The 24,495-nt window shown below is 72.1% G+C and carries 9 protein-coding genes; 4 read left to right on the top strand and 5 right to left on the bottom strand.

Annotated features, from left to right (window positions below; all coding sequences use genetic code 11):
- Positions 1–36: 36 nt before the first annotated feature.
- From ABT171_RS26540 to ABT171_RS26520, 5 genes are all read right to left on the bottom strand, one after another.
- Positions 37–1,680 (bottom strand): M4 family metallopeptidase, encoded by a 1,644-nt coding sequence (locus tag ABT171_RS26540; RefSeq protein WP_351247961.1) that lies wholly within the window; start codon positions 1,678–1,680, stop codon positions 37–39.
- Positions 1,681–1,932: 252 nt separating this feature from the next.
- Complete coding sequence (locus ABT171_RS26535) at positions 1,933–2,292, bottom strand: nuclear transport factor 2 family protein (RefSeq protein WP_351247959.1); 360 nt, start codon at positions 2,290–2,292, stop codon at positions 1,933–1,935.
- A complete protein-coding gene (locus ABT171_RS26530) occupies positions 2,289–5,546 on the bottom strand; it encodes a non-ribosomal peptide synthetase (RefSeq protein WP_351247957.1) in 3,258 nt (1,085 codons plus the stop codon). The genes ABT171_RS26535 and ABT171_RS26530 overlap by 4 nt, the downstream gene beginning before the upstream one ends.
- Before the next feature lie 17 nt (positions 5,547–5,563).
- Positions 5,564–9,643, bottom strand: a complete 4,080-nt coding sequence (locus tag ABT171_RS26525; protein ID WP_351247955.1) for a non-ribosomal peptide synthetase — start codon at positions 9,641–9,643, stop codon at positions 5,564–5,566.
- 10 nt (positions 9,644–9,653) lie between these two features.
- Positions 9,654–11,621: an aminotransferase class III-fold pyridoxal phosphate-dependent enzyme gene (locus tag ABT171_RS26520; RefSeq protein ID WP_351247953.1), complete on the bottom strand. Its 1,968-nt coding sequence runs from the start codon at positions 11,619–11,621 to the stop codon at positions 9,654–9,656.
- Between the two features lie 294 nt (positions 11,622–11,915).
- Between ABT171_RS26520 and ABT171_RS26515 the strand changes: the two genes are divergently transcribed.
- Genes ABT171_RS26515 through ABT171_RS26500 form a run of 4 tightly spaced genes read left to right on the top strand, consistent with a single transcriptional unit; the run spans position 11,916 to position 24,491 of the window.
- Positions 11,916–13,130 (top strand): MFS transporter, encoded by a 1,215-nt coding sequence (locus tag ABT171_RS26515; RefSeq protein WP_351247951.1) that lies wholly within the window; start codon positions 11,916–11,918, stop codon positions 13,128–13,130.
- The gene (locus ABT171_RS26510; protein ID WP_351247949.1) at positions 13,127–18,967 is read left to right on the top strand and encodes a non-ribosomal peptide synthetase; all 5,841 of its coding nucleotides are present in this window, start codon (positions 13,127–13,129) and stop codon (positions 18,965–18,967) included. The genes ABT171_RS26515 and ABT171_RS26510 overlap by 4 nt, the downstream gene beginning before the upstream one ends.
- The gene (locus ABT171_RS26505; RefSeq protein ID WP_351247947.1) at positions 18,964–21,279 is read left to right on the top strand and encodes a type I polyketide synthase; all 2,316 of its coding nucleotides are present in this window, start codon (positions 18,964–18,966) and stop codon (positions 21,277–21,279) included. Before ABT171_RS26510 ends, ABT171_RS26505 begins: the two co-directional genes overlap by 4 nt.
- Positions 21,276–24,491, top strand: a complete 3,216-nt coding sequence (locus ABT171_RS26500) for a non-ribosomal peptide synthetase (RefSeq protein ID WP_351247946.1) — start codon at positions 21,276–21,278, stop codon at positions 24,489–24,491. Before ABT171_RS26505 ends, ABT171_RS26500 begins: the two co-directional genes overlap by 4 nt.
- The last annotated feature ends 4 nt before the right edge of the window (positions 24,492–24,495 follow it).

The following is a 24,495-nucleotide window of genomic DNA, read 5'->3' as shown; positions in this document are numbered from 1 at the left end:
GGGTGTGTCCCGGCCGCCGGCCCTGGCCTGTGGGGATCAGCTGACGTTGACCGCGGACCAGGCTGCCTCGACCGTCTTGTACTCGGTGCTGGAGGCACCGTAGAGGTCGGATGCCGCCTTGAGGGTGCCGGCGCGGGCGCCCTTGTAGTCGGTCGTCGAGGTGAAGTACGTGGTCAGCGCCTTGTACCAGATCTGCAGCGCCTTGTCCCGGCCGATGCCGGTGACCGTGGAGCCGTTCTGTGTGGGCGAGTCGTAGCTCACGCCGTTGATCGTCTTCGCGCCGCTGCCCTCGGACAGCAGGTAGAAGAAGTGGTTGGCGACGCCGGACGAGTTGTGCACGTCCAGGCCGCCCACGCTGGAGGACCAGTAGTCCGCGGAGCCGCCGTCCTTGCTGGGCTTGTCCATGTAGCGCAGCGGCTTGCCGTCGCCGTTGATGTTGATCTTCTCGCCGATGAGGTAGTCACCCGGGTCGGACGAGTTGTTGGCGTAGAACTCCACGCCGGTGCCCATGATGTCGCTGGTCGCCTCGTTCAGGCCGCCGGACTCACCGGTGTACTCCAGCCCGGCGGTGTTGGAGGTGACGCCGTGGCTCATCTCGTGCCCGGCGACGTCGAGCGCGGTCAGCGGGTCGTTGTTGCCGGAGCCGTCGCCGTACGTCATGCAGAAGCAGCCGTCGTCCCAGAACGCGTTCACGTACGAGTTGCCGTAGTGGACGCGGGAGTACGCGCCGACGCCGTCGTTCTTGATGCCGCTGCGGCCGAAGGTCTTCTTGTAGAAGTCCCAGGTCTCCTGCGCGCCGTAGTGGGCGTCCGCGGCGGCGGTCGCCGCGTTCGACACCGTTCCGTCGCCCCAGGTGTCGCTGGACTGGGAGAACAGCGTGCCGGTGCCGGAGGAGCCGTGGTTGAGGTCGTAGGTCTTGTGACCACCGCGCGAGGCGTCGGTGAGGGTGTAGGACGAGCCCGACTGCGCCGTCGACAGGTCCACCTTGCCGCTGTAGTGGGTGTTGCCGACGCCGGTCTCGATGCCCTGGTACTGGAAGAGCTTCTTCCCGGTGGCGGCGTCGGTGATGACGTGCAGTTGGTTGGGGGTGCCGTCGTCCTGCAGGCCGCCGACGACCGTCTCGTAGGCGAGAACGGGCTTGCCGCTCACCGCCCATATGACCTTGCGCGGAGCCTGGTCCGCGGCGGTCTTCGCCGACCCCGCCGCCTTGGCCAGGCCCAGGGCCTGCTTCTCGGCCCTGGCGGCGGTGATCTGCGGCTTGAGCGACGCGAGCTTCAGCTTCTGCGTCGTCGCCCGGGTCACGCCCTCGGTCCTGCCGGACTCGGCGGTGTGGACGACGAGGTCGCCGCCGAGCACCGGAAGGCCCGCGTAGGTGCGCTCGTAGCGGGTGTGGACGGTGCCGTCCACATCCTTCACGACGTCCTTGACGACCAGTTTCTCCTTGGCGCCGAGACCTATGTGCTGCGCGGTCCGGGCCGCGTCGGCCTGCGCCTTCTGTATCAGCCCCGCACGGGCGGCCGCCGACAGCGTGACCGGGGCCGCGGCAAGGCGGGGGGCGCCGGTGGCGGGCTGGGCGGTGGCAGTCGAGGTGAGCGTGGTGCTCAGAAGTGCCGTGGTGGCGGCGACGGCTGTGGCCGCGGCTGCAGCGGTGCGCCGGTGGCGTGTGTCGCGGGAGGTCACACAAGCTCCTTTTGTGGGGGGAACGCCCGGCCGGTGTGGGGCCGACCGGGACGGTTGTGGATGCTGTCGTGCTCGTGCGGCGGTGGGAGAGAGGGTGCCATGGATGGCATGCTCATGCCATCAGATTCGCTACGCGCGTGGACCAGATACGACAACTCCCCCACCCCGCCTTCACCAGCAGCGCACAAAGACGGACCCGGGCCGCCATGAGCACCTTCTGCACCGTGCCCTGACCTCGCCCGGCCGCTCTGCTCAGACGAGCGGGGCGAAGAAGTAGGTCTCCCGTCGGGCGAACCGCCGGTCCTCGTTCAGTTCGAAGAAGTCCGCGAATTCCACGGCGACTTCGCAGCCGTTCTTGAGGACGCCGCCGAACACGCCCCGCACGGCGACGCGATCACCTTCCACCACGGCCGAGGTGATCCTGTGGGTGCCGCCGGCTATGACCCGCTCTTCGCTGTAGAAGGATTTCAGGTCGGCGTGCCCCCGCATGGGCTCGTAACCGGGCCGGCGGTAGACGGCGTCCTCGGCGAACAGGGCGACCAGCCCGGACACGTCGTCGGCATCAACCAGCCGGTAGTACTCGTGCACTCTGGCCAGACGCTGATCGGTCACCACGGTTCCCCTTCCGTGTCGAGCGCGGTGAGGAGTTCCTCCTCGGACATCGCACCCACCTGTGCGCTCACCTGCTCCTCGACCACCCGGGCCAGTGCCGCGACCGTGCGGCGCTCGAACAGGTCCCGCAGGGGGACTTCGGTGCCGAAGGTGTCGAGGATCCGTGCGGTGATCCGGGTGGCGATCAGCGAGTGGCCCCCGATCTCGAAGAAATCGTCCTCCACGCCGACCCTGGGCAGGTGCAGCGCCTCGGCCCAGATCCGCGCGATCGCGGCTTCGCATTCGTCTCTCGGCGCCACGTACTCCCCGCCCGGCTTCTCGGGAACCGGCAGGGAGGTGCGGGCGATCTTTCCGGACGTGGTCATCGGCATCGTCGCGAGGGCGACGAAGATGTCCGGAAGCATGTACTCGGGCAGATTCCCCCGGAGCCGGTCCCGCAGCTCCTGTCCGGCCGGGGCGTCCTCCCCGTCGGGCGTGTACCAGGCGATGAGCCGCTGGGAGCCCCGGACCGGGGCCGGACCCACCGCCGCGTCGCGCACGCCGGGCAGGGCGCGGAGCGCGGCCTCGATCTCACCGGTTTCCACGCGGTACCCGCGGATCTTCACCTGGCGGTCCGCACGGCCGAGGAACTCCAGCACCCCGTGGGAGTTCCAGCGGCCGAGGTCACCCGTTCGGTACAGGCGGCCGCCGGGAGTGACGGCGAAGGGGTCCGGCAGGAACCGCTCGGCGGTCAGCGCCGGGGCGCCGAAGTAGCCCCTGGCCAGACCCTCTCCGGCAAGGTAGATCTCGCCCGGCAGCCCGACTCCCACGGGCCTGAGCCGGTCGTCGAGTACGTGGACACGGACGTTGTCGATCGGCCGGCCGATACCGTTGCCGGGGTGCGTGACGTCGAGGCCGGTCGCGGTGGCGAGGACGGTGCCCTCCGTCGGTCCGTAGACGTTCAGCCCCGGCACCTTGGCCACGTCCGCCGGCTGCGGGCGGAACAGGTCGCCCCCGGTCAGCAGGGTGCGCACGTCGGTGACCTCGCTGAGCGGGTGGCCGACCAGCTGTTCGGCCACCGCCGGGGTGGCGAAGACCACCGTGGTGCCGGACTCCGCGAGGTACTCGACCATTTTCTCGGCCGACGGGATCGTGTCGTCCGGCGGGAAGTGAAGACAGGCTCCGGACGCCAGCGCCCCCCAGATCTCCCAACCGGCGGCGTCGAACGAGATGTTGGCCACCTGCGTGGCGGTGTCACCGGGACCGAGGGCCTGCTCACGGATGTGCCAGTCCAGGAGATTGGCGAAGGAGCGGCGCTCGATCGCGACGCCTTTGGGGCGTCCGGTGGAGCCGGAGGTGTAGATGACGTGCATGAGGGCGGCGGGGTGTGCGCCTTCCCGCGGTTCCGCGACGGCGGATGCGTCCCCCGGCTCCCCCGGTTCCGCCGCGGCAGGCTCGTCCCCGGGCTCGTCGGCTGCGTGCTCGGCCACCAGCACGGCACGCGTACCCTCGGGCAGCGCGTCCGCCAGGTCGCGGTCGGTGAGGACCAGCTCGACGCCTGTGTGGCCGAGCATGTACGCCATGCGTTCTCGCGGGAGCCGCGGGTCGAGGGGGAGGTAGGCGCCCCCCGCCTTCAGCACGGCCAGCCAGGCGACGACGAGGTCCGCGCCACGGGGCAGGAACACGCCGGCGACCCGTTCGGCGCCGAGCCCGTGCCGGCGCAGGGTCCCTGCCAGCAGCTCGGCGCGGGCGTCGAGTCGACCGTAGGTGAGCCGCACGTCGTCGGCGACGACGGCGAGGGACTCCGGGTCCCGCCGGACCGCTTCGGTGAAGCGTTCGAGGACGTCCGGGCCCCCGTCACGGCCCCGTCCGGTGGCGTTCCACCGGGTGAGCAGCCCCTTCTCCTCGGGGCCGAGCAGCTCGACGTCGTACACCGGAGTGTCCGGGGCGGCGCAGACGGCGGTCAGGAAGGTGCGGTAGTGGTCGACGAAGCGTGCCGTCGTGGCGGCGTCGAAGAGGGCGGTGGCGTAGACGAGGTGTCCCCGCAACTCGCCCCGCCCCTGGTCGATCAGGTGCATTTCGAGTTCGAAACGGGTGGCCCGGGACTCGTCGGCGAAGGGTGCGACCTCAAGCCCCGGCAGGGACAGGGCACTCGGCCCCCCGTCCGGGTCGCTGTGCAGGAGCTGGAACGTGTGCCGTACGAGGGGGTCCCGGCCGACCTCCCGCGGCAGCCCCAGCTCCTCGACGAGTTGCTCGAAGGGCAGCTCCTGCCGGGCGAACGCCTCCAGGAGCGCCGTCCGTACCTGGGTGAGCAGTTCCCCGAAGGAGGGGTCACCCCGGAGATCGGCCTTCAGCGGCAGAAGGTTGACGAAGAAGCCGACCATGTCCTCGTACTCGGGCTCGGTACGGCCGGCGAACGGGTACCCCACGACGACCTCGCGGGCGCGGGACCAGCGTGCGAGGACGGCGTGGTAGGCCGCCAGCAGCACCATGAAGGGGGTCGCCCGGTGGCGCCGGGCCACCGTCCGCACCGCTTCGGTGAGTTCCGCGGAGAGGGTGAACTCGACCACGTGGCCTTCGTGGCCCGGGGCCTGGGGCCGGGGCCGGTCGCAGACCAGCTCCACTCCCTGCGGGTCGTCCCCGAGATGGTCACGCCAGTGGTCCACGTGTTCCCGGACCACGTCATCGGTCAGCCGCTGCCGCTGCTGCTCCGCGAAGTCGGCGTACTGCAGCGGCAGTCGGGGCAGTTCCGGGGTCCGGCCCGCGAGGTGCGCGGCGTAGCCCGCGGACAGCTCCCGGGCCAGGACGTCCCAGGACCAGGCGTCGAAGACACTGTGGTGGGCGGTGACCAGCAGGACGTGGTCGTCGGTGCCCAGTCGCAGGAGGCGGGCGCGGAACAGGGGATCCCGCGCCAGGTCGAAGGAGCGTGCCGCCTCGGCCCCGGCCTGCTCGCGCGCCCGGTCCACGGCGTCCGGGCCGGACAGGTCCAGGCACTCCAGCCGGAAGGTCCCCGGCTCCGCCACGGTCACGTACGGAGTGCCGTCCTCGGCGCGGAGCCGCGACCGCAGCACCTCGTGGCGCTGTACGACCAGGTCGAAGGCGCGGCCGAGGGCTTCGGTGTCGAGCCGGCCGCGCAGCCGGAAATCGTAGGTGATCGTGTACGCGGGCGATCCCGGGTGGAGCTGTTCCAGGAACCACAGCCGCCGCTGGCCGAAGGACGGCAGCGCCCCGGGCGTGGCGGATCGTGCGGGCCGCTGGGTCGGCTCGGTGCTCATGGTCTCTCCTGGCAGGCTCACCGCGGACCCGTGGGCAGGTGGGGGGCGAGCCTGCGCAGCAGATCGGCGGCGAACCCCTCGGGGTCGTCGTTGAAGTGGAAGTGGCCGCCCGGGAAGAGACGCGTCTCCACCGGACCCGTCGTCGTCTCGCGCCAGCCGGCCAGGGTCGCCCGTGTGGTGCCCGGATCGCCGTGTGATCCGTAGACCACCAGCGGGCAGTCGAGGGGTGGTCCGGGCGACCACCGGTACGTCTCCGCCATCGCGACGTCGGCACGGAGCGTCGGCACGACCAGTTCGAGCAGCTCGGGCTCGTCGAAGACGGCGGGGTCGACGCCCCCGAACTCCGCCAGCGCGCGGAGCATCTCCTCCGGGGGGAGCTTGTGCAGCCCCGCCGGGTCGCGGCGCTGCGGGCTGGTCTGGCCGGAGACCACGAGGCAGGCGGGGGAAACGCCGTACGACCGCTGGAGTTCGCGAGCCAGCTCGTACGCGAGGAGCGCCCCCAGACTGTGCCCGAACAGGACGACGTGCTCACCGAGGAAGGGCCTCATCTCCGCTGCGATGGCGGGGACCAGTTCGTCGGTGGAGTGCGGCATGGCCTCGGTGAAACGTGCACCGCGGCCCGGCAGCAGGGCGACATGGACGTCGAAACGGTCGGCGAGAGGGGGCAGCCAGGCGTCGAAGCCGTCGGTGCCGCCGCCGGCGAACGGCAGGCAGAACAGCTGCGTCCGCCCCGGAGCCGGGCGGCTCAGCCCCCGGAAGGTGACCGGCTTGGCGGGCTCGGCCACGCCATGTCCCGCTTCCCGGGCGGCGGCGGCGAAGTCCTCCAGTACCGGCTGGTCGAACATCGTCCGCAGGGGCAGGTCGATGCCGAAGTGCTCGCGGACCCGGTAGACGACCTGGGGAACCGCAAGGGAGTGCCCCCCGAGCTCGAAGAAGTTGTCGCGCAGGCCGACCCGTTCCACCTTCAGGGCCCGGCGCCAGATCTCCGCGACGGCGCGCTCGGCCTCGTCACGGGGAGCGACGTAGTCCTCGGCGTTGGCGACGGGCCGGGGCAGCCGCGAGCGGTCCACCTTGCCCGAGACGGACAGGGGCAGCTCGTCCAGCACGACGAGGGCGGCCGGGATCATGTAGGCGGGCAGCCGCCGCCGGAGACCGGCGATCAGGTCGTCGGCGCCGAGGGGCGAACCCGGGGCCGTCTGCGCGTAGGCGACGAGCTGCTGTCCGCCGGCGGCCGCCGCCGTGACGGTGACGATCGCCCGGACGACGCCGGGCAGCTCGGCCAGCGAGGCCTCGACCTCCTCCGGCTCGATCCGGTAGCCACGGATCTTGACCTGGAAGTCCGTCCGGCCGAGGTACTCCAGCGTGCCGTCCTCCCGGCGGCGGGCCTGGTCGCCCGTGCGGTACATGCGGTCCCCGGGCTCGCCCGCGAACGGGTCGGGCAGGAAGGCCCGGGCGGTGAGGTCCGGACGGCGCAGGTACCCGCGGGAGAGACAGGGACCGGCCACGTAGACCTCTCCGGGCAGTCCCGGAGGCACGGGCTCCAGGTTCCCGTCCAGCAGGTAGACCCGGACGTTGGCGATGGGTGTTCCCACCGGCGGGCTGTCCGGCCAGCCGGCGGTGTCTCCGGTCATCCGGAACGCGGTGACCACATGCGCTTCGGTCGGGCCGTACTGGTTGTCGACGGCCACACCGGGGAGCCGGTCGAGCAGCGTGCGCAGTTCCGCCCCCAGGCGGAGCTGTTCGCCCGCGGGCACGATCTCGGACAGGGGCGGCAGGGCTGTGTGCGCGCCGCTGCCGCGTGCCGCGGCGGCGGCGACCTGTTCCAGTACCGGCGGTGGGCAGTGGAACCGGCGGACGCCGTGCTCGGCCATGAGCGCCAGGAGCTGTTCGGGGTCCCGGCGCTCCTCTTCGACCGGCAGCACCACCCGTTCTCCCGCCGCCCAGGAGGTGAACAGCTCCTGGAACGAGATGTCGAAGTTGATCGCCGCGAACTGGAGCGTCGGCCCGTGCGCCGAGGTGCGGCGCAACTGCCAGGAGACCAGGTTGAGGATCGGCCGGTGGGTCATCATGACGCCCTTGGGCCGTCCGGTGGATCCCGAGGTGTAGATGACGTACATCAGATGGTCCGGGCCGGCGCCGCCCGGCAGGTTCCCACCCGGGTGAGCCTCGATCTCGTCGTGGTCCGCGTCCACCCGGACCACCGGCTCACCCGCGAGCAGCGACCCGGCCAGGTCGGACTGGGTGACGGTGAGCAGCACCGCGGACTGGTCCAGGATGTAGCGCAGCCGCTCGGGCGGTGTCTCGGGGTCCATGGGGACGCAGGCTCCCCCGGCCTTGAGTACGGCCAGCAGCCCGACCAGCATCTCCGGGCCGCGCCGGAGACACAGGCCGACCAGGACCTCGGGGCCCACGCCCCGCTCGCGCAGGAACCGGGCGAGCCGGTTGGCGCGTGCGTTCAGCTCGGCATAGGTCATCTCCGTCTCGCCGCAGACGAGGGCCACGGCCTGCGGGGTCGCGGTCGCCTGCCGCTCGAACAGGGCGGCCGTGCTGAGTTCCTGTTCCCAGGGCTCGGCCGGGCCGCTGCTCACGGCGACGGCGGCACGGCGTTCGTCGGGAGGGGTGAGGGGCGCCTGCGACACGCGCAGGGACGGGTCCCGTACGACGGCGTCGAGCAGGTGGAGGTAGTGGCGGGCGAAGCGGCGGGCGGTGGTCTCCTCGAACAGGTCCTGCGCGCAGATCACCCGCCCGGTCAGGCGGTCGCCTCCGGCGTCGTAGAGGTGGAGTTCGAGGTCGAACCTGGTGGTGGCCTCGCCCGTCGGGAGGTCCGTCGCCTCGATGCCCGGCAGGTCCAGGGCCGCCAGTTCGCCCGCCGAGCCCTGGTTGAGCAGGCCGAACCAGACCTGGAAGATGGGGTTCCGGCTCAGGTCACGGCTCGGGGAGAGCTCCTCGACGAGCTGTTCGAAGGGGAGGTCCTGGTGGGCGTAGGCGTCGAGCGCCGTCTCCCGCAGACGGTCCACGAGCGTGGTGAAGGGCGGGTCGTCGCCCAGCCGGGCGCGCAGTGGCAGCGTGTTCACGAAGAACCCGATCATCGGTTCGAGTTCGGACCGGGACCGTCCGCTGACCGGGGTGCCCACCACGATGTCGTCGCTGCCGCAGTACCGGGCCAGCAGCGCCTGCTGGGCGGCGAGGGTGACGACGAAGGCCGTCGTGCCGTGCGACCTGGCCAGCTCCCGCACGCCGCGTACGGTCCGGACGGGCACCTCGAAGTCGATGTCGACGGCGCGATGGCCGGCGACGGCAGGCCGGGGCCGGTCGGTGGGCAGTTCCAGAGGCGTGATGTCCGCGAGCTGTTCCCGCCAGTACCGGGACTGCCGTGCCGTCTCCGCCCCACCGAGCCATTCCCGCTGGCCTGCCGCGAAGTCCGCGTACTGCAACGGCAGGAGGGGCAGCTCGGGCTGCCGGCCCTGCGCGTGGGCGGCGTACGCCTCGGAGAGTTCCCGGACGAAGACTCCCGCGGACGTGCCGTCGAAGACGCTGTGGTGCACGGTCACCAGGAAGAGGTGGTCGTCGGCGGCGAGCCGGACCAGGCGGGCGCGCAGGAGCGGTCCGGCCGTCAGGTCGAAGGGTGTTGCCGCCTCGGCGGCGCAGAGGGCCTCGACGGTGACCTGCCCGCCCCGGGCCGACGAGGCCGGGGGACCGGAGGCGTCCTCGCGGCGCAGCACCTGGTCCGGGGCGGGCTCGATGATCTGGAAGGGTTCGCCGTCGGCGGCGGAGAACCGGGTGCGCAGCGCCTCGTGCCGCCCGACCACGGTGACCAGGGCCCGGTCGAGCGCGGCCGGGTCGAGCGGGCCGCGCAGCCGGTAGGCCGCCGGGATGTTGTACGCCGGGCTGCCGGGCAGCAGCCGGTCCAGGAACCACATGCGGCGCTGGGCGGAGGACAGGACCGGCCGTAACGTGTCCCGTCGGGGGCCCGGGCGCTCCGGTACGACGGGTGCGGCCGGGGACTTGGGCGCGGCCTGCGGGCCGTGGCCGCGCAGGCGTCGCCGGATCAGCTCCTGTCGGATGGCTGCCAGTTCCGCGGCTGTCCGCTCACTCATGGCTTCCTCCTCAGTCGGTCTGGACGAAGCCGTCGGCCGCCATCTCCTCGACCGTGGCCTGGACGGTCTGCGCGACGAAGGCCACGTCGTCGTCGGTGTGTGCCGTGGAGAGGTAGCAGTTGCGGCCCTCCCAGACGTAGACACCCCGGTTGAGCAGGTGGTGGAAGAAGAGGTCCGGATAGGCGAAGCCGCGTCCGAAGGAGAAGCGGAACAGGGAGCCGGCGCGCTCCACGCGCAACGGGATCGCGGCGCGTTCCATCGCCGTGTTCACCGTCGTCCGCAGTCGCTCGGTGCGGGCGCCGAGGTCCTCCTGGAGGCCCGGGCCCTCGTCCTTGATGCGGCGCAGCACGGCGTGGGCGGCGGCCATGGCGAGCGGGTGCTTGGAGAAGGTCCCGGCGAACACGGTGGTCTCGGCGCTGGGCCAGGAGTCGTCGCCGTAGGACCACAGGCCGCCGTCGACGGGAGCCATGTACCTCTCGCTCCCGGCGACGACGCCGATGGGCATGCCGCCGCCGATGACCTTCCCGTAGACCGCGAGGTCCGCCCAGACGCCGCTGAGTGCCTGCATGCCTCCCGGGTGCAGCCGGAACCCGGTGATCACCTCGTCGAAGACGAGCGCGATGCCCAGCCGATCGGTCAGCTCGCGCAGGTCGCGCAGCCAGCCGAAGGGCTGGACCTGCGGCACCCGGCTCTGGACGGGTTCGACGAGCACGGCCGCGATGTCGTCGGCATGGGCGGTGATCACGTCGAAGGCGGACGGGTCGGCGAAGTCGGCGACGATGACGTCCTGCGCCATCGAGTGCGGGGTTCCGCGGGTCAGCGGTACGGCGGTGCCCGGCGGCCGGGACGGGTCGGCCGACCCGCGGGCGAGGACGCCGTCGAACGTTCCGTGATAGGAACCGGAGAAGATCACGATCTTGCGCCGGCGGCTCACCGTGCGGGCCAGCCGCACGGCCACCATGACGGCCTCGGTGCCCGAGTTCTGGAAGGCGACCCGGGACAGCCCGGTGAGGTCGGAGATCAGCTCGGAGACCTGGCCGACCAGAGCGTTGTACGGGGCGAGCGGCATGCCCTTGTCGAGCTGGGCCTGGAGGGCGTCCCGGATGAACGGCGGGTTGTGGCCGAAGAGGTTGACGCCGAAGTCCATGGAGATGTCCACGTACTCGTTGCCGTCGACGTCGGTGAAGCGTGCGCCCTCGGCCCGGTCGGCGACGACCGGGTGGACGATTTCCTTCCACAGGAAGTGGAAGCCGGCCGACATCCTGCTGTCGGCGTGGCTGGGCCGCTGGCGTGCCGTCTGCCGCTTCGACTCCTCGGTGCGGGCCTCGACGGAGGTGACCAGGGCCTTCACGTGCTGCAGCTGGCTTGCGGTCAGCTCCCTTCCGGCCCGGGCTTCGATGGGCCGGTACGGGCCCAGCGCCTGGGACGACGCCGCTTCGGCGGGCTCAGCGGGCTCGACGGGCCCGGTGGCCCCGGTGGGCGAGAGCCGTACCGCTGCCGGCTGCGGCGGTGCTGACGGGGTCGGACGGGGGCTCCGTCCACGAAGCACGTCGAGCTGCTGTCGCATGACCTCCAGCTGGAGGCCGATGATCTCCCGTTCGAGGGAGGCCGCCTCGCCGTGGTCCGGCGGCTGCGACAGAGCCTGGGCGTACCCGGCGGGAGACGGCTCGGCGTACGCGGCGGGAGACGGCTCGGCCGGCGCGGTCTCGGGCGCCGGGACGGTGGTCCCGCCGACCGCGGACTCGTCCACCTGCGCGACGCTGACTCCGAGCTCCGCCAGATAGGCCGCGAGTGAGGCGATGTCCCCGCACCGGTCGAGCAGATCCCTGAACGGCACGTCGACACCGAGCCGGTCCTCGATCACCTCGGTCGCTTCCACCAGAAGGAGCGAGTCCGCGCCCAGTTCCACGAAGGAGACATCGGTCGGCACCTGATCGGCAGGAAGGCCGAGAAGTTGGCCGAATAATGCCCTCAACACCTTGACAGTCTCTGCACTCTCAGCGTTCGACACTTTCGCCGAATCCTCGCCTTCAAACCGTAGGGAACGGAGCAGCTGCGGCGCGATGAAGCAGCGTCATGTTCACCCGGCAACTGCACCTCTGTAAAGCCAATTCGGAACGCCATCGGGACGCACGGGGTCGTGCGCGGGTTCACTCAGGTCTCCGGAGTCCGAAGTGAGTTGAGTCACACCCTGACGCGGGTGGCTCGATCTTGACTTCGGCGAGGGGCGCCGCCTAAGAATTGGCGGGTGCCCAAAAATACGAGATCTCTGATGGCTCTGCTGGGTGCCGAGGTGGTCTCTGTCTCGGGGTCGCTGGTTACCCGGGTGGCGTTACCCTGGTTCGTCCTTGCGACCACAGGATCCGTTGCACGGATGAGCCTGGTACTGGCCGTTCAAATGCTGTCCATGGCGATCTGGGGGATTCCGGGAGGAGTTCTCGCGGCTCGGCTGGGAACGCGCACCTTCATGCGCATTGCCGACGGCTCACGCGCCGCGCTGATCGCGCTGGTACCGCTGCTCTACGGAATGGACCTTCTCACTTTTCCCGTCCTGCTGGGGATCGTCTTCGTCGTGGGCGGGTTTTTCACCCCCTATTACGCCTCCCAACGGGTGCTGCTCCCCGAACTCGTAGGAGATGACGAGCAGTTGCTGACCCGGGCGAACTCCCTGCTGGGGGTGGCCAACCGGGTCACTCTCCTGCTGGGGGCTCCGCTCGGCGGGGTCCTGGTGGCGGCCTTCGGTGCGCGGCAGGTGCTCTGGATCGACGCGGCCAGCTTCCTCGTCGCCTTCCTGCTCATCTCGTTGTTCGTACAGACCGGAAAGGTCGCCCCCACCACCTCAAGCCGCGGTGAATTGGTCGCCGGCGTGCGGTTCCTGTGGCAGGATCGGGTCCTGCGGCTGTGGACCGTGGCCAACGTGGGATTCGAGATGGCCTGGCAGTGCGTCTTCGCGGCCATTCCCATTCTGGCCTTCTCCCGGTATGACGACGATCCGCGCGTCGTGGGTGTACTGCTCGCCGTGTTCGGGGTCGGAGCCGTCACCGGGAATATTCTGGTGGGCCCTCTGATGAAGGCCGTCAAGCCCATCAAGCTGATGATCTGCGGTGCCATTGCGGAGTCCTTGGTGCTCTGGGTGGCCGTCATCGATCTGCACGTGGTGACTTTCGGTGTCGTGCTGTGTCTCGGGGGAGTTTTCATGGGTTTCATCGAAGCCCCCACCACCGCGCTCCAGACCAGGCGGACGCCATCCGGTCTCCGTCCGCAGTCGATGTCCGCTTTCATGACGCTGACGCTGGTGTCCGGTTCACTGGCACTCTCCCTGACCGGTCCCGCGTTCGCTCATTTCCAGACCAGGATTCCGTTCACCGTGGTGGCTTCGCTCTATTCGTTCGGCACCCTGCTGCTGATGGTGTCGTCCACCCGGCTCGGGGAGCGGGCCACCGGTGAACCGCCGGTCTCCGGCATGACGGCAAAGGATTCCGCGTGAGTGACAGCGCAGTGACGCGTGCGGCGCTGCCCTACTGGACCGACCGGCTGCGCGACGTCCCTCCGACGCTCGACCTGCCGGCCGACGAGCCCCTCGGTGCGACCGGGGACGGCTCGCCGAGCCGCGTCGGCATCCCCCTCCCCGCCCCGCTCGCCGACCGGCTCCGCCTGCTCGGCGAGGATCAGAACACCGACCTGTCCACGGTGTTGCTCACCGCCGAGGCCGTGCTGCTCACCCGGCACACCGGACAGCGGCGCCTGATCGTGGGCACCGCCCACGGCACGCCGGACGGCGAACTCACCGTCCTCCCCCTCCCCTTCGACTTCTCCGGCGACCCCGGGTTCGCCGAATGCCTCCGGGCAGCACGGGACGGGGCCGCCGATGCCCGGGCTCATGCCCCCGTCCCCCTCACCGACCTGGTCCAAGCACTCGGGCTCGATCCGGAGCCGTCCCGCCCGGCCCTCGTACAGGCCGGCTACCTGTACGAGAGCCGCCTCCCGGACGCGGCCGTCTCCGGCTGGGAGCGGAGCGTCGAACTCGGCCTGCACATCCAGGAGGGACCGGACGGCCCGAAGGCATCGCTCGTGCACCGGCCCGACGTCATCAGCACCGCCGCGGCGCGGCGGATGGCCGGGCGCCTGCTGACGCTGCTGGACGGCGTGGCGGCCGATCCGCACCGGCCGGTCTCCCGGCTGCCCCTCCTCGACGACGACGAACGCCGCCGTGTACTGGAGTCCTGGAACGCCACCGCGCGACCGCTCCGCACCTCCGCCCGCTGCCTGCACCAGTTGGTCGCCGAGCAGGCGGCACGCACCCCACAGGCGCCGGCGGTCTCCTCGGGCACCGAGACGCTCAGCTACGCCCAACTGGAAACAGCGGCCGACCGGTTGGCGCTGCGGTTACGGGCCGCCGGCGCGGCGCCGGACGTTCCGGTGGCCGTCTGCCTGCGCCGAGGACGCACCGACGCCATCGTCGCCCTGCTCGCGGTGCTCAAGGCCGGAGCGGCCTATCTCCCGCTGGACCCGGACTACCCCGAGGACCGCCTGCGCTGGATGGTCCGCGACTCCGGCACCCGTACCGTGATCACCGACGGCGACGCGTTGCCGCGGTCCCTCGCCGAGGGACTGCAGGTCCTGGAGCCCGACCGGCAGCCCGGGGCGACCGCGGACGGCTCCGCCCGGCCGTCCAGCGGGACCTGCCACCCGGACGGCCTGGCCTACGTGATCTACACCTCCGGCTCCACGGGACGTCCCAAGGGCACGGCGATCAGCCACCGCAGCGCGGTCAACCTCGCCCTGGCCCAGTGGGAGACCCTCGACGTGCGACCCGGTGACCGGGTCCTGCAGTTCGCGTCGCCCGGCTTCGACGCGTCCGTGTGGGAGATCGTGATGGCGCTGTCGGCCGGGGCCGAACTCGTCCTGCCCACGGCCCAGGAGGCGGCGGCGGGGCCGGAGCTGACCGCCCTGCTCAAGACGGCGGGGATCACCCATGTGACGCTGCCGCCCTCGGTGCTGAGCCAGCTCGACCCGAAGGAGTTCCCGGCCCTGCGGGTGTGCGTGTCGGCCGGAGAGGCCTGCCCGGCCGACCTGCCCCGGCGCTGGGCACCGGTGCCGCGGTTCATCAACGCCTACGGGCCCACCGAGGCCGCGGTCTGCGCCACGCTGGGCGACGTCCCACGCGCGCCGGAAGACGCTCCGGAGGCGGCCCGGCAACCGGCGATCGGCCGCCCGGTCGCCAACATGCAGACCTATGTGCTGGGGCCGGGGCTGGAACCCGTACCCGTCGGCGTCGAGGGCGAACTCTTCCTGGCGGGACCCGGACTCGCCCGCGGCTACCTCGGCCGGCCCGCGACCACCGCCCGGCACTTCCTGCCCAACCCCTACGGCCCACCCGGCAGCCGCCTCTACCGCACCGGAGACCTCGCCCGCTGGAACCCCGACGGCACCCTGCAGTACCTGGGCCGCACCGACCACCAGCTCAAGATCCGCGGCCACCGCATCGAACCCGGCGAGATCGAGGCAACCCTGCGCCGCCACCCCGCCATCCACAACGCCGTCGTGACCGTCAGGACCACCGCCCAGGGCCGTCCGCGGCTCGTGGCCTACGCCGTTCCCGCCGACCCGCCCGCGGAACCCGGGGCCCTGCTGGACCAGCTGCGGGCCGGCCTGCGGGAACGCCTCCCCGCCTACATGGTCCCGGCGGACCTGATGCTGCTCGACGCGTTGCCGCTCACACCCCACGGCAAGGTGGACCGCTCGGCACTGCCGGAGCCGCAGCGCCCGCCCGGTTCCGTGCACCATCCGCCCCGCACCGCCCGGCAGCGCGAACTCCACGGGCTGTGGCGGGAGATACTCCAGCTGGACCGGGTCGGCATCACCGACGACTTCTTCGCCCTGGGCGGCGACTCGCTGCTGGCGGCACGCCTGACCGCCCGGATCCAGGAACGGCTGGGCATCGGGCTCCCGGTGCGGTCGGTCTTCGCGCAACCGACGATCGAGGCTCTGGCCGCTCTGCTCGACGAGCCCGGGCAGGCGTCCCCCATCCCCGGCATCCCCGCACGCGACCGCAGGCGGCCCGCCCGCGCCTCGTTCGTCCAGGAGAGGTTCTGGTTCCTGGAACGGCTGCGCACGGGCACCGCGCTGTTCAACCTGCCCACGGCACTGCGGCTGCGCGGCGAACTGGACCGGGAGGCACTGCGCGCCGCCCTCGCCCACGTCACGTCCCGGCACGAGGTACTGCGCACGAGGTTCGCCGAGGAGGAAGGCACCCTGGTGACCCACCTGTCCGACCCGGCACAGGTCCCCTTCGCGGAGGCCGACCTCACCGGGGAGCCCGCGACGGCCGTGGCCCGGCGGATCGGGCAGACGGTCCGCCGCGCCCTCGACCTGTCCACGGGCCCGCTGATCTCGACGACCCTGTTCAAGGTCGCCGAGCAGGAACACATCCTCGTCCTGGTGCTCCATCACAGCGCCGGTGACGCGTGGTCGATGGGGATCCTGTACGACGAGCTGACCGAGTGCTACCGGGCCTTCAGCGAGGGCCGCCCGCCCCGGCTGGCCGAACTGCCCGTACAGTACCGGGACGTCGCCGCATGGCAGCGCGAGCAGGCGCACGAGGAGGACCACGAACGGCAGCTCGGCCACTGGAGGCGGGCACTCGACGGGGCCCCGACCGTCCTGGAGCTGCCCACGGACCGGCCGCGGCCGGCGGAGATGTCCTTCCGGGGCGGCCGCGTACGGTTCCGCGTCCCGGCCGGGCTCGCCGCGCGCGCCCGAGCACTGGGACGCGCCGAGGGAGCCACCCCGTTCATGGTCCTGTGCGCCGCCTTCGCCGTCCTGATGAGCCGGTACGCCGGCGAACGCGACCTGATCGTCGGAACCTCGCCCGCCGTCCGCCCGCCCGGCACGGAGCAGCTGATCGGGCCGTTCGTCAACACGGTGCCGCTCCGCGTCGACCTCGCCGGCCGGCCGGGCTTCCGGCAGCTCATCCGCCGGGTGCGCGAGACGACGCTCGGTGCCCTGGCCAACCTCGACGTGCCGTTCGAGCAGATCGTGGAAGCGGTACGGCCCAGTCGAAGCCCCGACCGGCCGCCGCTGGCCCAGGTCACCTTCAACCTCCACACCACCGGTGCCCCGCCTCGGCGCCTGGCCGGACTGGAGGTGGTACCGGTGCCCACCGACACCGGCACCAGCCGGTTCGAACTGGAGCTGGCGCTGTGGGACGACGGCGACGGCCTGGCCGGTGAACTCGACTACAGCGCCGACCTCTTCGAGCACGACACCGCCGAGCGGCTGGCCGCGCACTACCGGCTTCTGCTGGAGGGACTCGTCGCGGCCCCCGACCGCGACGTGCTGGCCGTACCCTTCACGGACCGGGCCGAACGGGACCGGCTCACGCGGTGGGCGGACGGCGGCCCGGGTCACCCGGGACCGTCCCTGCCCCGGCTCTTCGAGGAACAGGCCGGACTGACCCCGGACGCCCCGGCCGTCACCGACGCCGGCGACCGGCTGCTGACCTACCGGGAGCTGAACCGCCGGGCGGAGCACCTGGCGCATCGTCTGCGGGCCCGTGGCGCAGGTCCGGAGAAGATCGTCGGGGTGTGCCTGCCCCGTTCCGCGGACCTCCTCGTGGCACTCCTCGGCACGCTCAAGGCCGGAGCCGCCTATCTCCCCCTGGACCCGGAGCATCCGCCGTCCCGTCTGCGCGCGCTGCTCGCCGACGCGGGTGCCCATGTGGTGCTCGTGGCCGAGGGCGGCGGGATCGGCACCGCGGAACTCGGGGTGCCCACGCTCGACCCCGGTGCGATCGGCACCGCGGCCGCCCCCACCGGAGAACTGCCCGCACCGCACCCGGACAGCCTCGCCTACGTGATCTACACCTCGGGTTCCACCGGCCGGCCCAAGGGCGTCGGTGTCACCCACCGGGGACTGTCCAACTACCTGCAGTGGGCACGGACCGCCTACGGCGACGGCGCGGCCGGAATCGCTCCGGTGGCGACGTCCGTGGCCTACGACATGGCCGTCACCCCGCTGTTCGTCCCGCTGATCAGCGGCGGCACCACCGAGGTGATGCCTGCCTTCACCGACGATCCCCAGGCGGGTGTGGAACTGCTCGGCCGCGACCGGGCTCCCGGCCTGCTCAAGGTCACCCCGTCGCACCTGCGCATGCTGCTGTCGCGGCACGATCGCTCCGAGACGCTCACCTGGCCCACGACACTGGTGCTCGGCGGAGAACAGCTCACGGCGGACGTGCTGGCGCGCTGGCGCGAGGCGGGCGGACCGTGCGAGATCCACAACGAGTACGGCCCGACGGAGACCGTCGTCGGCGCGTGCGTCCACCGTTGCAGCCCGGACGAACCACTGTCGGACGGACGGCCGTTGCCGATCGGCCGCCCCGTCGCGGGCACTCGGCTGTACGTGTTGGACGACCGCATGGAGCCGGTCCCGCAGGGAGTCCCCGGCGAGCTGTACATCGGCGGCGCGGGCGTGGCCCGCGGCTATCTGGGCCGGCCCGGGACGACCGCGGGAGTCTTTCTGCCCGACCCTGTCAGCGGCCGTCCTGGCAGCATCCTGTACCGGACCGGAGACCTCGTACGGCACCGGCCCGACGGCACCCTGGAGTTCCTGGGCCGCAGGGACGGCCAGATCAAGCTCCGCGGGTTCCGGCTCGAACTCGAAGAGGTCGAAGCAGCCCTGAGTCGTCATCCGGCCGTGCGCCAGGCGGTGGTCCTCACCGAGACCCCGCAGGGCGCCGCCGAGCCACGGCTCACCGCCTGGCTCGTCGCCGCCGACGGTGCCCCGGTGCCGCCCCCCGGCCAGCTCCGCGACTTCCTCCGTGGCCACCTGCCCGAGCACGCGGTACCGGCCGGGTACTCCTGGCTCGACGCCATTCCCCTCACCCGCAACGGCAAGGTGGACCGGGCGGCGCTCCGCGACCGGAGCCCTGAGCGACTTCCCGAGCACGCCGCGGCCCCTCCGGCGAACGGAACGGAGGAGGCGATCGCCGGTATCTGGTGCCGGTTGCTCGGACGGGACGGCGTCGGCGCGGAGGAGAACTTCTTCGACGTGGGCGGCACCTCCCTGCTCGCCGTGCGCATGCACCAGGAACTGCTGACCCTGCCCGCCGCCTCGACGCACTCGGCGGGGATCCCGCTCGTGACCGTCTTCCGGCACCCGACGGTCCGCGCGCTCGCCCGCTTCCTGCAGGCCCCGCCCGCCACGGCCCGGACGGCCGAGCCCGCGGCGGTCCGGGCGGGCACCGACCGCGCGGCCGCGCGCAGGGCGGCACGCGGCAGACGAGTGCGACGTACCGGATCCACGACAGGAGACGAGGGATGAGCACCGCACCTGACGAGTCCGGCGCACCGCGCGCGGACCTCGACGACGGTGAACCGGACGGGCGGATCGCCGTCATCGGCCTGGCGTGCCGGTATCCGGGCGCCCGCGACGCGGACGGCTTCTGGAGCAATCTGCGTGACGGTGTGGAGTCGATCTCCCGTTTACCCCGGTCGCCCGGCGCGGCGGAACGCCACACGGTCGACGCGGCGGGACTGGTCGCGGACATCGACCGGTTCGATGCCGCGCTGTTCGGGTACACCGCACGCGACGCCGCCCTCCTCGACCCCCAGCAGCGCCTCTTCCTGGAGTGCTCCTGGGAGGCACTGGAGTCGGCGGGTTACGACACCACGAGGCACCCGGGCAGCATCGGTGTCTTCGCCGGCCAGGCGTCCAGCGCGTATCTCCGGCAGATCCAGGCTTCGCCCGGGCTGCGCGACCGGATACCGTACCGGCGGCTCGAACTCGGCAACGACAAGGACTTCCTCGCCACCTCCGTCGCGTACCGGCTGGATCTGCGCGGGCCGGCCATCAGCGTGCAGAGCGCCTGCTCGACCTCACTGGTGGCGGTCCACCTCGCCGTCCAGAGCCTGCTCAACGGCGAGTGCGACATGGCCCTGGCCGGAGGTGTCTCCCTGCGGGTCCCGCAGGACAGGGGCTACCGGCCCGAAGAGGGCATCAGCTCCCCCGACGGGCATTGCCGGGCGTTCGACCAGGACGCCGGCGGCTGTGTGCCGAGCGGAGGCGCCGGCGTCGTCGTCCTCAAGCCCCTGGCCGCCGCCCTGAACGACGGGGACTCCATCCGCGCCGTCATCCTGGGCTCGGCCGTCAACAACGACGGCGCGGCGAGGGTGGGCTACACCGCACCCGGCGTGGAGGGTCAGACGGCGGTCGTGCAGGAGGCCCTGGACATCGCCGGCGTGGACCCGGAGACCGTCTCGTACGTGGAAGCCCACGGCACCGGGACCCCGCTGGGCGACATGATCGAGGTGGCCGCACTGACGGCCGCCTACGGGGCGCGGACCGACCGCCGCCGCTGGTGCGGGCTCGGTTCCGTGAAGACCAACATCGGCCACGCGGACGCCGCGGCAGGGGTGGCGGGCCTGATCAAGGCCGTCCTCGCGCTGGAGAACGAACTGATTCCGCCGAGCCTGAACCACCGGGTGCCCAACCCGCGGATCGGCTTCGAGCAGACCCCGTTCCGCGTCGTCACCTCAGCCACGCCCTGGCCCCGCACGGAGGCGGCCCCGCGCCGGGCGGGCGTGAGTTCCTTCGGGATGGGCGGCACCAACGCCCACCTCGTCCTTGAGGAGGCACCCGACCGGGCACCCGCTGCCCGAGCGGAAGGAGCGGGAGGAGCGGTGCCGGAGGAAGGCGCCGAGCTGCTCCTGCTGTCCGCGCAGACCCCACAGGCCCTGGAACAACTCGCGGACCGCATCCGGCACTTCCTGCGGCAGAACCCGGGCGTCCGTATCGCGGACGTCGCCTACACCCTGCGGGTCGGCCGCCGAGCCCTTCCGCACCGCGCCGCCGTGGTCTGCCGGGACACCGCCGATGCCGTACGGAGGCTGCGGCCGGAGCTCTGGGTGCGCGGCGTGGCCGGGAACGAGGCCCCCTCGGTCGCCTTCGTCCTCCCGGACGTTCCCGTGGCCCCGGAAGGGACCCACAGGGACCCGGCGGCCGAAGTCCGGCGCTCGACACCGGGCCTCGCCAGGGATCTCGCGGCCCTGTCCGCACTCGTACGCGCCGAGACCGGCCTCGACCCCGCCACGGACGACCGGCTGCTGCTGTTCGCGCTCCAGACGGCCGCGGCCCGGCAGCTCATGTCCTGGGGCGTGGTGCCGGAGGCCATGGCCGGCCGGGGTGTGGGCGCCTGGTCCGCGGCGTTCCTGTCCGGCACCGTGCCGCGGACGGAGCTGATGCGCCTGCTGGCGAGCGGCGCCCCCGCGGCGCACCAGGCGTCCGACGACGACCTCCGCCGCCTCACCGACGCCCCCGGGCGGGTGGTGGTGACGATCGGCAGGGAGGAGGCAGGGCCGGGCCTGCTCGGGGTGCTCGCGGACCTGTGGACCCGGGGCGCCGCCGTCGCCCCCTACCGCATGGACGGGGACGAGCACCGCCGGCGTGTCCGGTTGCCCGCCTATCCGTTCGCCCGCGAGCGCCACTGGCTGCTGGAGGACGACGGGTCGCAGAACCGGGACACCTCCGACGACAACCTGCGGCAGCTGCTCGGCGGGCAGCTCGACCTCATGCGGCAGCAACTGGCCTCCCTGGCCGGTGCCCGGCCGCCCGACACGGAGCCGACCTCGATATGAACACCGGCCGAAGCACCCTCAGGACGAGGACCGTTCCCCTCACCGACCAGCAGCGCGAGGTCTGGATCGCCAGCAGGCTCGGCGGTGCGGCCACGGGCGCCTACCTGTGCCCGATCGCCCTGGAACTGCGGGGCCCACTGCGGGTCACCGCCCTCGTCGGCGCCGTCGACGACCTGGTGGAGCGTCATGAGTCGCTGCGCACGTGCTTCCCGGACGGGGACGCCGCGCACATCTGGGACGGTCTGCTGGTCAACGTCCCTCTGCTGGACCTCTCCCCCTACTCGGGCGCCCGGCAGGAGACCATGGTGCGTCAGTGGTACGACGCCGAGTTGCGGGCCGGTCTCGACCCGGGGCAGGCGCCACTGGTCCGATTCCACCTGCTGCGGCTGGATGCGGAGCGCCACCACCTGGTCGTCACCCACCACCACATCGTCGCGGACGGCTGGGCCGGGGACGTGCTCCTGCGCGAGCTCGGTGCGCTCTACCGGGCCCGTTGCGAAGGCACCAGCAGCTCCCTGCCGCCCGCTCCACGCCTCGCGGACCACGGCGAGCAGTGCGCGGCCCTCCAGGAGTCCCCCGCGTTCGCGGCGGCCCGGGCCTACTGGACCGGCAAGTTCGCCGACGGCTTCCCGGACGTCCGCCTGCCCGCCGACGCCACCGCGAGCGGAGCCGGTGACCAGGCGGCGCGGCGGATCCGCGTCCCTCTGCCCGCGCCCCTGGTGCGGGAGCTGCGCCGGGTGAGCGCGCACCACTCCGCGACGTTGTACATGACACTGCTGGCCGCGTTCCGCGTCTTCGTCCACCGGATCTCCGGCGCGGACGACCTGGTCGTGGGCGCCTCGTTCCTCAACCGGCCCTCGGCGCAGGACCGCGATCTCGTCGCCCACCGTGCCAACGTGCTGTGTCTGCGCGAGCCGGTGTACGACCCGCGGCGCCGCTTCGACGCCGTTCTGGACCAGGTGCGAGCCGAGGTCCTCACCGCCCACGAGCACGGCGTCTACCCCCTGCAACGGCTCGTGGAGGAGGTCGGGTTCGCCCGCGACTCCCGGCGTTCCGCACCGGTGACCGCCGTCTTCAACATGGAACGCGAGGACGTGACCGCCGACTTCGGTCCCGCGGTCGAGGTGAGCCCGGTACCCATGGACACCCTGCCCGGCTCGCCGTTCGAGGTCACCCTCACCGCGGTGCAGACGGGTACGGACATCTCCCTCGACCTGGTCTTCCGCCCGTGCCTGCACTCCGAGGGCACCGCCCGCCGCTGGCTGGAGCAGTACCGCACCCTGCTGGAAGGCGTGGCGCGGGACCCGGCCGGACCGGTGGGACGGCTGCCGATGATGCCGGCCGAGGAACGGCGGACCGTCGTGGAGACCTGGAACCGCACCGAGCGGGACCTGCCCGCCGAGCAGTGTCTGCACCGGCTGGTCGGTGGCCACGCCGCGCGGACACCCGGGGCAGCCGCCGTCGTCTCCCCGGCCGGGACCCTGACCTACGGGGAACTGGACACGGCCGCCAACCGGCTCGCCCACCATCTGCTGGCCCAGGGCGTGACGGTGGACCGGCCCGTCGCCGTGTGCCTGCCCCGTACCCCCGAGCTGATCGTGGCCCTGCTGGCGGTGCTCAAGGCCGGAGGCGCGTACCTGCCGCTCGACGCGAACTACCCCGCGGCACGGCTGACACACATGCTGGACGACTCCGGCGCCGCCGTGGTGATCACCCGGCACGGCATGCTGCCGGAGACGGTCACGGCGACGCGCCGCGTCGTCGAACTGGACCGGCAGCGGACGGCGATCGACTCCCTCCCGAGCCATGCTCCGCGGACCGTGGTGGCTCCGGACAACCTCGCCTACGTGCTGTACACCTCCGGGTCCACCGGTGTGCCCAAGGGCACGATGACCAGCCACCGCAACGTCACCCGGCTGGTGTTCGGCCTGGACCACCTGGGACTCGGCCCCGGCCGGCGGATCCTCGCCGCGGCACCCATCTCCTTCGACGCCTCGACGTTCGAGATCTGGGGCGCACTGGCGCACGGCGGCACATGTGTCCTCCACCCGGACGGAGTTCCCGAGGCCCACGCACTGTTCGCCGTCATGCGGGAGCACCGGGTGGACACGGCCTGGCTGACCGCCGCGCTGTTCAACGCGGTCCTGGACTCGGGCCCCGAGCAGTGGCCGCCGCTGCGGCATCTGGTGGTCGGCGGGGAAGCGCTGTCGGCCGGCCATGTGCGACGGGCCCTGGCCCGGCTGCCCGGCACATCGATCACCAACGGCTACGGCCCCACGGAGAGCACCACGTTCGCCTGCTGCCACGAGATACCGGCCGATCTCCCGGCGGAGGTCCATTCGGTGCCGATCGGCCGCCCGATAGGCAACACGCAGGCCTATGTCCTGGGGCCGGGGCTGGAACCCGTACCCGTCGGCGTCGAGGGCGAACTCTTCCTGGCGGGACCCGGACTCGCCCGCGGCTACCTCGGCCGGCCCGCGACCACCGCCCGGCACTTCCTGCCCAACCCCTACGGCCCACCCGGCAGCCGCCTCTACCGCACCGGAGACCTCGCCCGCTGGAACCCCGACGGCACCCTGCAGTACCTGGGCCGCACCGACCACCAGCTCAAGATCCGCGGCCACCGCATCGAACCCGGCGAGATCGAGGCAACCCTGCGCCGCCACCCCGCCATCCACAACGCCGTCGTCGTCCCCTACCGGACCAGCGCGGGCGACCAGGAACTGGCCGCCCATGCGGTGCTGGTACCCGGCCGCACCTGCTCGGCCGAGGAGGCGAAGGAGTTCCTCGCCGGTGTGCTGCCGAGGTACCTCCTGCCGGCCCGGATCCTGTTCCTGGACGCGCTGCCGCTCACGGCCAACGGCAAGGTCGACCGCCGAGCCCTGCCGGACCCGGCGGACCACTCCCCCGCACCGCCCGCCGAAGACACTCCCGCCGGCGCCGGGGCCTCTCCGGCCGGCCCGTCCGGTCCGACGCCCACCGAGGAGCGCCTGACGGCGATCTGGGCCGAGGTCCTGAAGAAGGACGGCATCGGCCTGGACGACGACTTCTTCGAACTCGGCGGCCACTCGCTGCGCGCCACCCAGATCATCTCGCGCATCCGCCGGTCCTTCTCGGCGGCCCTTCCTCTGACCGCGTTCTTCGACCACCCGTCGATACGCGCCCAGGCAAAGATCATTGACTCGCTCGTCCAGGAGGTCTCCGGTGATTGACGAC

It is taken from the genome of Streptomyces sp. NPDC001851, assembly GCF_040297165.1.
Classification (GTDB): Bacteria; Actinomycetota; Actinomycetes; order Streptomycetales; family Streptomycetaceae; genus Streptomyces.
The sequence above is the reverse complement of the archived record's forward strand: the minus strand, read 5'-3'. Positions and strand labels throughout refer to the sequence as shown.

What these genes read in the sequence shown, in the direction of transcription:
- ABT171_RS26530 (WP_351247957.1), bottom strand. Translation starts at nt 5,546, where the DNA reads ATGAGCACCGAGCCGACCCAGCGGCCCGCACGATCCGCCACGCCCGGG.
- ABT171_RS26525 (WP_351247955.1), bottom strand. Translation starts at nt 9,643, where the DNA reads ATGAGTGAGCGGACAGCCGCGGAACTGGCAGCCATCCGACAGGAGCTG.
- ABT171_RS26515 (WP_351247951.1), top strand. Translation starts at nt 11,916, where the DNA reads ATGGCTCTGCTGGGTGCCGAGGTGGTCTCTGTCTCGGGGTCGCTGGTT.
- ABT171_RS26505 (WP_351247947.1), top strand. Translation starts at nt 18,964, where the DNA reads ATGAGCACCGCACCTGACGAGTCCGGCGCACCGCGCGCGGACCTCGAC.
- ABT171_RS26500 (WP_351247946.1), top strand. Translation starts at nt 21,276, where the DNA reads ATGAACACCGGCCGAAGCACCCTCAGGACGAGGACCGTTCCCCTCACC.